The sequence below is a fragment of the Microbacterium sp. JC 701 genome, from assembly GCF_021026215.1.
Lineage (GTDB): Bacteria > Actinomycetota > Actinomycetes > Actinomycetales > Microbacteriaceae > Microbacterium > Microbacterium algihabitans.
This window is the reverse complement of record NZ_JAJNCV010000002.1, coordinates 368,925-381,885: the sequence shown is the minus strand read 5'-3', so window position 1 is coordinate 381,885 and position 12,961 is coordinate 368,925. Positions and strand designations below refer to the sequence as shown.

Annotated in this window: 8 protein-coding genes, 1 tRNA gene and 1 pseudogene; 5 read left to right on the top strand and 5 right to left on the bottom strand. The window is 70.8% G+C overall.

From position 1 onward, the window contains the following. Positions 1-128: 128 nt before the first annotated feature. Positions 129-1,493, top strand: a complete 1,365-nt coding sequence (locus tag LPW41_RS09710) for an MFS transporter (protein WP_230704699.1) — start codon at positions 129-131, stop codon at positions 1,491-1,493. A 506-nt stretch (positions 1,494-1,999) separates the two neighbouring features. Here LPW41_RS09710 and LPW41_RS09705 read toward each other — a convergent pair. From LPW41_RS09705 to LPW41_RS09685, 5 genes are all read right to left on the bottom strand, one after another. After that, positions 2,000-2,072, bottom strand: a tRNA-Ala gene (locus LPW41_RS09705). A 42-nt stretch (positions 2,073-2,114) separates the two neighbouring features. Further along, complete coding sequence (locus LPW41_RS09700; RefSeq protein ID WP_230704698.1) at positions 2,115-3,023, bottom strand: 3-methyladenine DNA glycosylase; 909 nt, start codon at positions 3,021-3,023, stop codon at positions 2,115-2,117. Continuing rightward, positions 3,020-3,730, bottom strand: a complete 711-nt coding sequence (locus tag LPW41_RS09695) for an SOS response-associated peptidase (RefSeq protein ID WP_144833725.1) — start codon at positions 3,728-3,730, stop codon at positions 3,020-3,022. The genes LPW41_RS09700 and LPW41_RS09695 overlap by 4 nt, the downstream gene beginning before the upstream one ends. 395 nt (positions 3,731-4,125) lie before the next feature. Next, positions 4,126-5,157 carry an App1 family protein gene (locus LPW41_RS09690; protein ID WP_230704697.1) on the bottom strand — a complete coding sequence of 344 codons (1,032 nt, stop codon included), beginning with the start codon at positions 5,155-5,157 and terminating at the stop codon, positions 4,126-4,128. A 5-nt stretch (positions 5,158-5,162) separates the two neighbouring features. After that, positions 5,163-5,843, bottom strand: a complete 681-nt coding sequence (locus LPW41_RS09685) for a DedA family protein (RefSeq protein ID WP_144833721.1) — start codon at positions 5,841-5,843, stop codon at positions 5,163-5,165. A 42-nt stretch (positions 5,844-5,885) separates the two neighbouring features. On the opposite strand from LPW41_RS09685, the gene LPW41_RS09680 reads away from it, so the two are divergent. The 4 genes and pseudogenes from LPW41_RS09680 to LPW41_RS09665 all read left to right on the top strand — a co-directional run. After that, a complete protein-coding gene (locus tag LPW41_RS09680) occupies positions 5,886-7,124 on the top strand; it encodes an anthranilate synthase component I family protein (protein WP_230704696.1) in 1,239 nt (412 codons plus the stop codon). Positions 7,125-7,190: 66 nt separating this feature from the next. Then, positions 7,191-9,764, top strand: coding sequence for a leucine--tRNA ligase (leuS, locus tag LPW41_RS09675; RefSeq protein ID WP_144833719.1), 2,574 nt, complete (start codon positions 7,191-7,193; stop codon positions 9,762-9,764). A gap of 167 nt (positions 9,765-9,931) precedes the next feature. Next, positions 9,932-10,549, top strand: a complete 618-nt coding sequence (locus LPW41_RS09670) for a helix-hairpin-helix domain-containing protein (RefSeq protein WP_230704695.1) — start codon at positions 9,932-9,934, stop codon at positions 10,547-10,549. Beyond that, positions 10,546-12,366 (top strand): annotated as a pseudogene (locus LPW41_RS09665) (ComEC/Rec2 family competence protein); the annotation flags it as partial. The gene LPW41_RS09670 and the pseudogene LPW41_RS09665, both read left to right, overlap by 4 nt. Between the last annotated feature and the right edge of the window lie 595 nt (positions 12,367-12,961).

Genomic DNA, 12,961 nt, shown 5'->3' with positions numbered 1-12,961 from the left:
AGGCGGATGTAAGGATTCCGGATGCCGCGTCGCCGGTCGACCACGATGGCGGAGACACCCCGCGACGCCGCCGGGATCGCGAGTCGGCGACGCAGGGTTCCAGAACCCTTCGACAGATCGGAACCACGATGTCAACGACGACAACGATCCCCACGAGCATGCGGCGGTCGATCTCGAACACGCTCAAAGGCTCCGCGGGCAACCTCGTGGAGTGGTACGACGTCTACGTCTACTCCGTGTTCGCGGTCTACTTCGAGTCGCAGTTCTTCAGCGCCGACGACAAGAACTCGACCATCTACGTGTGGGCGATCTTCGCCGTCACCTTCCTCATGCGACCGATCGGGTCGTGGTTCTTCGGACGCTTCGCCGACCGGCACGGACGCCGCCTGTCGCTGACGGTGTCGGTGTCGCTGATGGCCTTCTGCTCGCTCGTGATCGCCCTCGCACCGACGGCCCAGGCGATCGGCGCCGGCGCCGTCGTCATCCTCGTATTCGCGCGTCTCGTTCAGGGCTTCGCCACCGGCGGTGAGTACGGCACGAGCGCGACCTACATGTCGGAGGCCGCGATGCCCGGTCGCCGCGGCTTCCTCTCGTCGTTCCACTACGTCACCCTCGTGGGCGGTCACGTGCTCGCCCAGACGACGCTGCTCGTGATGGTGCTGACCCTCGACGATCAGGCCATCACCGAGTGGGGCTGGCGCGTCGCCTTCGCGATCGGCGGCGTCGCCGCCGTGGCCGTCTTCTGGATGCGACGCACCATGGACGAGTCGCTCGAGAAGAGCGTCATCGCCGACACCAAGGCAGGCAAGACGCGGCAGTCGGGCTCGATGCGCGACCTGTTCGTCAACAACTGGCGTCCGCTGCTGCTGTGCTTCGCCGTGACCGCCGGTGGCACCGTCGCGTTCTACACGTACTCGGTGACCGGGCCGAACATCGTCAAGACGGCCTTCTCGGGCGGCGACGTCGTGACCGGAACCGTGATCAACCTGATCGCGCTGACGGCCCTCATGCTCATGCAGCCCCTCGGCGGGTGGCTGTCCGACAAGGTCGGACGCAAGAGCCTGCTGGTGTTCTTCGGCGTCGGCGGCGTGATCTACACGTGGTTCCTCATCACGATGCTGCCGCAGCAGACGAACGAGTTCGCGGCGTTCGCGATCCTGCTCGGCGGGTTCGTCATCCTCACCGGGTACACCTCGATCAACGCGCTCGTGAAGGCGCAGCTGTTCCCGACCCACGTGCGGGCGCTGGGCGTGGGCCTCGGCTACGCGCTGGCCAACTCGCTCTTCGGCGGCACCGCCCCGCTGCTGTACGCCGGAGCGCAGAGCACCTCTCAGGTGCCGCTGTTCATCGTCTACGTCACGGCGATCATCGCCGCCTCGCTGCTGGTGTACATCTTCGCCCTGCGCAACAAGGCGCCGAACTGGCTCGACGACGAATTGCTCATGCGCGAGACGCACGCAGTGAAGTCCCGCGAGACGGTGTCGTCCCGCTGACACGTCCCCGAGGGGCGCCTTCTCCGTCGAGGGGAGGCGCCCCTCGCCGTGCGCGTGCCCGGCGAGGCGGTTGTCCGGGATGCCGCGGTGCGCAGCGCACTGCGCAACCTCAGCGATCCGCACAATGTCGGTGGCATCCGGCGCCCTCGGGCTGAGGTTGTGCTGATTGCCGAGGTTGTGAGGAAAGGGAGGGATGCCGCGGTATGCCCGGCGCGCGCGGCGCAAACTCAGCGATTCGCGCTTTGTCGGTGGCATCCGGTGCCCTCGGGCTGAGGTCGTGCGAATCACCGAAGTTGTGCGGCCTCGGACGGATGCCGCGGTGCCCCGTGCACGGCGTAACCTCAGCGATCCGCGCAATGTCGGTGGCATCCGGCGCCCTCAGGCTGAGGATGTGCGAATCGCCGAGGTCGTGCGGAAGGGGAGGGATGCCGTGACCTCGGCCGACCGGGAACGCACCGTGCGGGAACGAAGAAAGCCCCCGCCGAAGCGGGGGCTTTCTCTCTGGGTGGACCTGAGGGGACTCGAACCCCTGACCCCCTGCATGCCATGCAGGTGCGCTACCAGCTGCGCCACAGGCCCGTATTTTTTGTTTTCCGCCCCGTTTGAGGCAACTCCATGAGCTTACAACAGAGTTCGCGACGGCAGGAAATCCGCGCCGCCGGGCGTGTCGTCGACCCCCGTGACGGCCGTCAGGATGCGGCCGCGTAGGCGCTGTCCGCGCTCGCTCAGAGCACGCTGTCGCGAGACATACTGCGCCTTGCCCTCGGGCGTCTCGATCGCGACGGGCTCGTAGCCCCAGGCGGTCAGGTCGTAGGGCGAGGCCTCCATGTCGAGGGTGCGGATATCGCGGGCCAGCTCGAACGCATCGAGCAGCGCATCGCCGGGAACCAGCGGTCCGAGCTTGACCGCCCACTTGTAGAGGTCCATGCCGGCGTGCAGGCACCCGGGCTGCTCGCGCTGCGGTTGATCGTCGCGCGTGAGGGGCGATCGGTTCAACGGCACGGCCTCGGGCGTGAAGAACCGGAAGGCATCGAAGTGCGTGCAGCGCAGATCGTGCGCCTCCACCACGGCGTCGGTGCCCGCGCGGCCCAGGCGCAGGGGCACCGCGTGCCGCACCTCGTCGGCGCGATAGGCCATCGCCCATTCGTGCAGGCCGAAGCAGCCGAACTGGCCCGGGCGCTCGCGCGTGGCGCATAGCAGGTTGACGATGCCGCGGTACATCGCCCCCTTCTCGTCGCGGAAGCGAGCGGCATCCACCCGCACGTCCGCGCCCTCGGCGCGGTACCAGCGCCACTCGGCGCGCTCGGGCGCCCGCTCGAGCGCGACGTCGGCGCCCGGATGCCAGCGCCGCAGGATTGCGGGCTTGTACGAGTAGTACGTGAAGAGGAAGTCCTCGACGGGGTGCTTCTCGGCACGGCTCGCGCGGGCGCGGTGCTCGGCGGTGAGAAGGTCGGCGCGCTCGGCGTGCGCGGTCGCGGCGGCGGTCCACTCCACCCGCGAGAGCGCCGGAGCCTCGAGCAGCAGCGTCACTCCACCGGCTCGATCAGCTCGGGGGAGTCGTTGCGCACGTTGCCGACCGCGGCCGACACGACGTGGTCGTCGAGTGTCTCGGCAACGTCGGGAGCGGCGTCGATCGCGGCGTCGAGGATGTCGCCCACGTTCTCGGTCGTCGGATCGAGCCAGAAGTCGGCGAAGTCGGGGTCCATGAACAGCGGCATGCGGTCGTGGATCGACCCGAGGCGCCCGATCGCGTCGCGCGTGAGGATCGTGCAGCTGAGCACCCAGCGGGCGGGGTCGTCGTCGGCGCGCGCGGGGTCTTTCCACCACTCGTACAGGCCGGCGAAGAACATCGGCGACCCGTCGGCGGGGTGGATGTAGTGCGGCGTCTTGCCGGCCTCGGTCGTCTTCCACTCGTAGTACCCGGATGCCGGGATGATCGCCCGTCGCTTGATCAGCGCGTTGCGGAACATGGGCTTGTCTTCGACCTCTTCGCTGCGCGCGTTGAACGCGCGAGCGCCGATCTTGACGTCTTTGGCCCACCCGGGGACGAGGCCCCAGCGCGCGACCTCGAGGCGCCGCACCGGGGGCTCGCTCTTGATCGAGTCGAGCACGATGCCGACCTGCGAGGTCGGGGCGATGTTGTAGGAGGGCTGGGGCAGCTCATCGGCCTCGACGTCGACGCGGAGCACCCCCACGAGCTCGCTGGCCACATTGGCTACGACGAATCGACCGCACATGCCTCCACCGTACGCGCCACCTCCGACATCGGGCCGCCCGCGCACGTCGGGCGGCCGCGCAGCCTCAGCGATCCGCACATCCTCAGCCGGAAGGCACCGAATGCCGCCGACATCGTGCGAATCGCTGAAGATACGCGGCGCGCCGGGGCCGCGGCATCCGGGATCACGCGTCGCGCAGCCTCAGCGATCCGCGCACCCTCAGCCGGAAGGCACCGGATGCCACCGACATTGCGCGAATCGCTGAAGATACGCGGCGCGCCGGGGTCGCGACATCCGGGATCACGCGTCGCGCAGCCTCAGCGATCCGCGCACCCTCAGCCGAAAGGCGCCGGATGCCACCGACATTGCGCGAATCGCTGAAAATACGCGAAGCGCCGGGGCCGCGGCATCCGACATCAGGCGTCGCGCGAGATGACGCCCGTGTTCTGCAGGCGGTCCAGCAGGCCCGCGCCGTCGGACTCGCTCACCCACGGCACCTCGGCCGCAGAGTGGTCGTCGACGACGGTGCGGCCACCGGCCAGCACGGCCTCGGCGGGCAGCAGCTTGCGGATCGCGACGGCCGCGACGTTGTCGGGGTGCTCGATCGCGAAGCCGGTGTAGATGGCGTCGTCGTGCTGACCGTCGTCGCCGACCAGCAGCCACTTCACCTGTGGGAACTCCGCGGCGAGGCGGCGCAGGTTCTGCTCCTTGTGGTCGCGTCCGCTGCGGAACCACCGGTCGTGCGTGGGGCCCCAGTCGGTCAGCAGGAACGATCCGGCCGGGAACAGGTGACGGCGCATGAAGCGCGTGAGGGTCGGGGCGACGTTCCACGCACCGGTGGAGAGGTAGATGATCGGGGTCCCGGGATGCTCCCGGGTCAGTCGCTCGAGCATCACGGCCATGCCGGGAACGGGCTGGCGCGCGTGCTCGTCGACCACGAAGGAGTTCCACGCCGCGAGCAGCGGGCGGGGGAGCAGGGTGACCATGACGGTGTCGTCGATGTCGCTGACCACGCCGAAGCGCACGTCGGAGCCGACGATGAACACGCGGGTCTCGGTGGGCTCGCTCCCCTCGACCGACATGGTGATGCTCTGCCACCCGGGCTTCAGCGTCGCGGGGAGCTTGGCGTCGATGACCCCGCCGCGGTCGGCGGGCACGTTGTGCTCGACGCCGTCGATCGTCACGGTCACGTGGGCGAAGCCGACCGGAACGGCGGCGAAGCTGCGCCATCCGCGCAGGCTCTCGACGTCGCCGGTCGAGGTGCGGCGGGCCGGCGGGGCGATCAGCACGCGGCCGAGCACGCGCACCCATTCCTCGGTGCCGTACCCGGGGAAGCCCGTCACGCCGGGGCGCAGGCCCCGCGCGCGGGCGCGACGTTCGCGCCACCGGTGGAACCGGCGCTCGAGTCGGGCGAACCAGAGCACTTTGGCGCGAGGAGAGCGAGGCATCGGCCTCAGTCTTTCACGTCACCGTCCGCAGGTTCGAGGGTGGCGCTCTCGTCGGCGAGGTGTCGGCGCTCGACGCGCTCCAGGATCTTCTTGCCCACGAACACCAGCACGAGGAACGCCGCGAGGATCCCCACGAAGATGTAGCCGGCGTAGTGGATCTGATCGCTCAGCTCGCGGTAGGTGCCGGCGGCGGTCGCCGCGATCGTGACGTAGAGCCCGGCCCAGACGATGCAGGCGGGGGTGGTCCAGGCGAGGAAGCGGCGGTAGCGGTAGCCGCTCATGCCGACCGTCAGCGGCACCAGCGAGTGCAGCACGGGCAGGAAGCGCGAGAGGAAGATGGCCGGACCGCCGCGACGGCGGAGGTAGCGGTCGGCGCGCTCCCAGTTGCGTTCGCCGAGCTTCTGACCGAGCTTCGACGCCCGAATGCGCGGGCCGAAGTAGCGGCCGAGCCAGAACCCGAGGCTCTCACCGGCCAGGGCGCCGATGACGATCGCGGCGGCCAGCACCACGCCTTCGACGGGTGAGGCGACGGCGGTGCCGGCGACGATGACCATGGTGTCGCCGGGGACGATCAGCCCGACGAGCACGCTCGTCTCGAGCATGACCGCGACACCGGCGAGGATCGTGCGCAGCACGGGATCGACGTTCTGGACGACGTCGAGGAGCCACGTGAGGATCTCGTTCACCTCCGTCAGCCTAGGGCCGCGGGCTCGCCCTAGCCTGGGAGCGTGCCAGAATCCGCCTGCTCGTTCGCCTTGCGCGACTGGGTCGATCCCGAAGCGGTGTTCCTGCACCTGTTCTCCACGGCTCCGCACGCGTTCTGGCTCGACGCCGGGGTCGACGCGAGCGCGGGCTGGAGCTGGATGGGCACGGGCGTTCCCGACGCGGCGGAGCAGCCCTTGAGGGCGGATGCCGCGGCATCCGGAACCGTCTCGCACGAAGCGGGGGCCTTCCGCGGCGGATGGGTCGGGTGGCGCTCGTACGAGGGCGACGACGCCTGGATGCGCGTGGATCGCCTGCTCGCGTTCGACCACGAGAACCGGCGCGTGTTCGCGATCGGCGACGAGACCCTGGCCGCGCGGGCCGCCGAGGCCCCACCGGCGGGTGCGGTGCCGACGGCGTCGGCTCGGGGCGCGGCATCCGCCCGCGTGACACCCGAGGGCTACGCCGAACGGATCGAGGCGTGCCGCGAGCGGATCCGCCTCGGTGACGCGTACCAGCTCTGCCTCACCACGCGCTTCACCGTTCCCGGGCGCTTCTCAGCGCTCGAGGTGTTCCGCCGGCTGCGCCGCGCCTCGACCTCGCACCACGCGGGCTTCGTGCGCCGCGGCGCCACAGCGCTCGTGAGCGCCTCGCCCGAGCGGTTCGTCGAGGTGCGCGAGGGGCGCGTGCACACGCATCCGATCAAGGGCACGCGTCCGCGCTCCGCCGACGCCGCCGTCGACGCGGCCCTCGCGGAGGAATTGCGGGCGGATGCCAAGGAGCAGGCCGAGAACGTCATGATCGTCGACCTGATGCGCAACGACCTGTCGCGGGTGTGCGCCCCCTCGAGCGTGGGGGTCGACCGCCTGCTCGAGGTGGAGACGTACCCGCACGTGCACCAGCTCGTGAGCGAGGTGTCGGGTGAACTGCTGCCGGGAACGACCGTGGGTGGCCTGCTCGACGCGGTCTTCCCGGCCGGCAGCATGACCGGCGCCCCCAAGCAGTCGGCGATGCAGATCCTCGCCGGCCTCGAAGCGGCCCCGCGCGGGGTCTACTCCGGCGCGTTCGGCTGGATCGGCGACGACGGGTCCGCGGATCTCGCGATGGTCATCCGCAGCGTCGTGGTCGAACCGGATGCCGCCTGGGTCGGCGCCGGAGGCGGCATCACGTGGCGCTCGGTCGCGGCATCCGAAGTCGCCGAGGTGGGCATCAAGGCCCGAGCCCCGCTGGCGGCCCTGGGAGCCGAGGTTCCGCCGGGGTGGTGACCCGCGGGTCCGATAGCCTGGAGGTTGGCCCCCGCGGCCTCCCGACCTTCACGATTGGCTTCACCCGTGTCTCAGAACACCGCACCAGACCCCCGCGAGGGGGGCTTCGACACCCACGCCATCCAGGCGAAGTGGCAGCAGGCTTGGGCCGAGAAAGACCCGTTCCGCGCCGGCGGCGACGACGACAAGCGCCCCCGCAAGTACGTGCTCGCGATGTTCCCCTACCCCTCGGGCGACCTGCACATGGGGCACGCCGAGAACTACCTCTACTCCGACATCGTGGCCCGCTTCTGGCGTCACCGCGGCTACAACGTGCTCAACCCCATCGGGTGGGACTCGTTCGGCCTGCCCGCCGAGAACGCCGCCATCAAGCGCGGCGCCGACCCGGTCGAGTGGACCTACGCGAACATCGCCCAGCAGAAGGAGAGCCTGAAGGACTACGGCGTCTCGTTCGACTGGAGCCGCGTGCTGCACACGAGCGACCCCGAGTACTACCGCTGGAACCAGTGGCTGTTCCAGAAGCTGTACGAGAAGGGCCTGGCCTACCGCAAGGACGCCCTCGTCAACTGGGACCCGGTCGATCAGACCGTGCTCGCGAACGAGCAGGTGCTGCCCGACGGCACGAGCGAGCGCAGCGGCGCGGTCGTGGTCAAGAAGAAGCTGACGCAGTGGTTCCTGCGCATCACCGACTACGCCGACCGCCTGCTCGACGACCTCAACCAGCTCGAGGGTTTCTGGCCGAGCAAGGTCATCCAGATGCAGCGCAACTGGATCGGCCGCTCCGTCGGCGCCGACATCGAGTTCGAGATCGAGGGCCGCGACGAGAAGATCACGGTCTTCTCCACGCGCCCCGACACCCTGCACGGCGCCACGTTCTTCGTCGTGGCCCCGGAGTCCGACCTGGCCGCCGAGCTCGCGGCATCCGCCGATCAGGGCGTGCGCGAGAGCTTCGAGGCCTACCTCGCCCAGGTGCAGCGCGCGACCGACATCGAGCGTCAGGCGACTGACCGCCCGAAGACCGGCGTGTTCCTCGGTCACTACGCGATCAACCCGGTCAACGGCGAGAAGCTGCCCATCTGGGCCGCCGACTACGTGCTGGCCGACTACGGTCACGGCGCGGTCATGGCCGTGCCCGCGCACGACCAGCGCGACCTCGACTTCGCCCGCGCGTTCGACCTGCCCGTCAAGGTCGTCGTCGACACCAACGCGCCCGTCACCGGCGCGATCCCGGTGATCGAGCTCGACGCCGACGGCGTGCCGATCGATCCGCTCGGCGACCTCGACGAGCTCGACCCGGTCAAGACCGGCATCGCGCTGACCGGTGAGGGACGCCTGATCAACTCCGGCACGCTGAACGGCCTGAGCAAGCGCCACGCGATCACCCGCATGATCGAAGAGCTCGAGGCGAAGGGCGTCGGTCGCGCGGCCAAGACCTACCGCCTGCGCGACTGGCTCATCTCGCGCCAGCGCTACTGGGGCACGCCCATCCCCATGCTGCACGGGGAGGACGGCTCGATCACGCCGGTCCCCGCCGACCAGCTGCCGGTCACGCTGCCCTCGGTCGAGGGTCTCGACCTGAAGCCCAAGGGCACCTCGCCCCTGGGCGCCGCCACCGAGTGGGTGCAGGTCACCGACCCCGAGACGGGCCAGACGCTGCTGCGCGACCCCGACACGATGGACACCTTCGTCGACAGCTCGTGGTACTACCTGCGCTTCCTCTCGCCGAACAGCGAGACCGAGGCGTTCTCGGGCCGCGAGGCCTCGAAGTGGGGCCCGGTCGACTTCTACATCGGCGGCGTCGAGCACGCGATCCTGCACCTGCTGTACGCGCGCTTCATCACGAAGGCGCTGTTCGACATGGGCCTGGTGGAGTTCACCGAGCCCTTCTCGAGCCTGATCAACCAGGGCATGGTCATCCTCGACGGCACCAAGATGTCGAAGAGCAAGGGCAACCTCGTGCTGTTCCAGGAGGAGCTCGACGCCCACGGCGCCGACGCCCTGCGCGTGGCCCTGGCCTTCGCGGGTCCCGTGGAAGACGACAAGGACTGGAACGACGTCTCGACCACGGGTGCGGCGAAGTTCCTGGCCCGTGCGCTGCGCATCGCGCACGACGTCGACAGCGAGACCGACGTGGTCTGGGCCGAGGGCGACAAGACCCTCCGCCGCGTCACGCACCGCCTGCTGGCCGACGCCGCGAACCTCATCGAGCAGACGAAGTTCAACGTCGTCGTCGCGCGCCTGATGGAGCTGGTCAACGCCACCCGCAAGGCGATCGACGGCAAGCCCGGAGCGAGCGACCCCGCCGTGCGCGAGGCGGCCGAGGTCATCGCGATGACCCTCGACCTGTTCGCCCCGCACACCGCAGAGGAGATGTGGCAGACGCTCGGCTACACCGGCTTCGTGGGGCTCGCGACCTGGCGTCAGGCCGACCCGACGCTGCTGGTCGAAGACACCGTCACCGCCGTGGTGCAGATCGACGGAAAGGTGCGCGGCACGCTCGAGGTCTCGGCCAAGATCGGCGCCGACGAGCTCGAAGCGATGGCCCGCGCCGATGAGAAGGTGCTCCGCGCCCTCGGCGACCGCGAGATCGTGCGCGCTGTCGTGCGCCCGCCCAAGGTGGTCAGCTTCTCGACGAAGTAGGTTCTGATTCCGGATGCCACGTCCCCGACGCTCTGCGGAGTGCGGGGGACGTGGCATCCGGGGTTTTCGGGGGCGGGGCTCCTCCCCAGCGGCCGATCGCTCCGGGTTCTCCCCATCTGACCGAACTCGCCCCACGACGCCCTCCGGCCCCTCCCTACCGTGGCAGCGTGACGGACGAGACCGAGCCCGACGAGCGGTTGCGCGCGCGCACGCGCCTCGGGATCGGCGGGGTCATCGTGCTGGTATTGCTCGCATTCGCCGTGACCATCGCGATCGGCATGTTCCGTGGAGCGACCGGAGCCGAGGTGGTCGCTCCCCAGCCGTCGTCGTCGGCGGCGTCGCTGCTGCCCGCGGAGGCCGGACTGTACGTCCACGTCGCCGGCGCGGTGCGCAAGCCGGGGCTCTACCGCCTCGACGCGGGAGACCGCGTGGCCGACGCGATCGCCCGCGCGGGCGGCTTCTCCGACGAGGCCGCACGCGACGGGGTGAACCTCGCCCGCCCGGTCGCCGACGGCGAGCAGATCGTGGTGCCCGTGATCGGGGCCGAGACCGCCGCGCCGACGGCGGGTGGCTCGGGCGGGGGTGCGGCCGGAGGGGTACTCGACCTCAACACTGCCACCCGCGATCAACTCGACACCCTCCCGCGCGTGGGGCCGGCGATCGCGGATCGCATCATCGCGTGGCGCGAGCAGAACGGACGTTTCACCAGCGTCGACGACCTGCTGTCGGTGCCGGGAATCGGGCAGAAGATGCTCGACGGCATCCGCGATCTGGTGCGCGTATGAGCGTGCGGAGAGCGGTGCGGCGGCGGGCGCTCCGCTCGGTCTCGGTGGCCGCCCTGACCTGGGTCGCCGCCGGGGTGGCGGTGGGCGTTCCGGATGCCGCGGTGCTCGCCCTCGTGCTCGCCTCAGGCGCGCTCGTCGCCACAGGCGTCTTCGTGTGGCGGCGGCGGGCCGTCGTCGGCGTGGTGGCCGTGGCCCTCGCCTGCGCCGGGGCGGCGGCGGGAGCCGTGGCATCCGTCGCGCCCGTGCGCGATCACGTCGTGGCCCTGCAGACCGAGGGCGGGCGGCAGCTCGAGCTCGACGTCACCGTCGCGGGACGCATCGACGGCACTCCCGACGGGGGAGCGTGGTTCGATGCGATCGCGGCAGAGATGCGCGCGGGGCCGGTCTCGCTGAGCGGAGGCGTGCCCGTGCGCGTGATGGTCGACGCCGAGGGACGCGCAGCGCTCGCGGGCACGGGCATGGGGGGAGAGGTCGGCGTCGTCGGGCGCGGCATCGCGGCCGACCCCGCGGAACGGGCGGTGCTCGTGGTGCGCGCGAACGAGGTGCACGATGTGCGGCCTCCGGAAGGGCTGTGGGCGTTCTTCGAGGGGCTGCGAGACGGGCTGGTCGCCTCGACGCGCGGACTCCCGCAGCCCGGCGCAGGACTGGTACCGGGTCTGGCCGTCGGTGACACCTCCAGCCTCGATCCGTCGACGGAGGCGGCCATGAACGCGGCATCGCTGTCGCACCTGACGGCCGTCTCGGGCGCGAACTGCGCGATCGTGGTGGGCGCGGCGTTCGCGTTGCTCGCACTCTGCGGTGCCTCGCGTGGAGTGCGCGTGGTCGGTGCAACCGTCGTGCTGGTCGCCTTCGTGGCCCTGGTCACCCCCGAACCGAGCGTCGTGCGGGCCGCGGCGATGGCCGTCGTCGCGATGCTCGCTCTGGCCCTCGGGCGGCCCGCGGTCGGCATCGCGGTGCTCTCGGCGGCCGTGACGGCGTTGCTCGTCATCGATCCGTGGCTCGCGCGTTCGCTCGGCTTCGCCCTGTCGGCGGGCGCCACCGCTGCCCTCCTGGTGCTCGCGCGGCCCCTCGCGGGCGGGTTGGAGCGGTGGATGCCGCGTGCCTTGGCTCTCGGACTCGCCGTGCCCACGTCGGCCCAACTCGTCTGCGGCCCGCTGATCGTGCTGATCGATCCGCACGTGCCACTGCTGGGGATCGCCGCGAACCTCGTGGCCGATCCGGCGGCCGCTCCGGCCACCATCGCGGGAGCACTGGCGTGCATCGCGCCCTTCACCTGGCTGCGCGACGGACTCACCGCTCTCGCGTGGATCCCCGCCGCATGGATCGCCGCGGTCGCCCACACAACGACCGCCGTCTCAGCGCAGAACCTGCCGTGGCCCGACGGTCTGCTCGGTGCCGCCCTGCTCGCCGCCGTGGGTGCGGCGGTGAGCATCGCGATCCTGCGACCGCGACGACTCCCGCGCCTCACGGCGCTGTCGTCGGCGGCGATGGCCGTGGTGGTCGGCCTGGTGCTCGGGCAGACCACCGTGCGCACCGTCGGCGGCCCGCTCACGGTGCCCAGCGCATGGCAGGTCGCGATGTGCGACGTCGGCCAAGGCGATGCGACGCTCTGGAGATCCGGCGAGGCGGTCGCCCTCGTCGACACCGGTCCGGAGCCCGCCGCGATGGATCGCTGCCTCACCACCTTCGGCATCGACCGGGTCGATCTGCTCGTGCTCACGCACTTCGACCTCGACCACGTCGGCGGCTCCGGGGCGCTGATCGGTCGAGCTGCGGTCGTCCTGCACGGCCCTCCGGGCGAAGCGGCGGATCAGCGGCTGCTCGAACGCTTCGCCGCGGCTGGCTCCCGCCTGCAATCCGCGTCGATCGGTCTGACGGGCACCATCGGCTCGACCCGGTGGCAGGCGCTCGGCCCTCCGCCCCGCGCCGAACCCGGTAACGACGCCAGCGTCGCCCTCGACGTCGTCGGGCCGGGCTTCCCCCGCACCGCGCTGCTCGGCGACCTCGGCGAGCAGTCGCAGGCCGACCTCCGCCGGCGGCTCGCTGTGCCCCGCGTCGACGTGGTCAAGGTCTCGCACCACGGCAGCGCCGATCAGGATGCGGAGCTCTACCGCGAACTGCACCCCCGGGTCGGGCTCATCGGGGTGGGAGCGGACAACAGCTACGGACACCCGACCGCGAAGCTCCTCGGCATCCTGACCTCGATCGGAGCGACGGCGGGTCGGACGGATCAAGATGGCGCGCTGGCGGTGTGGCTCGACGCTGACGGGCGCCTGACGATGTGGCGGGAGAAGGCTCCGGCCGTCGTCCCTGCTGCGGCCATGCCGGTGCCCCGAGCGCGGGGTGGAGGCGCCCGGCGTCGGTCATCGTCGCCTCCGCCCGACGGCCGATGTCGGAGGCGGTCGGTAGGCT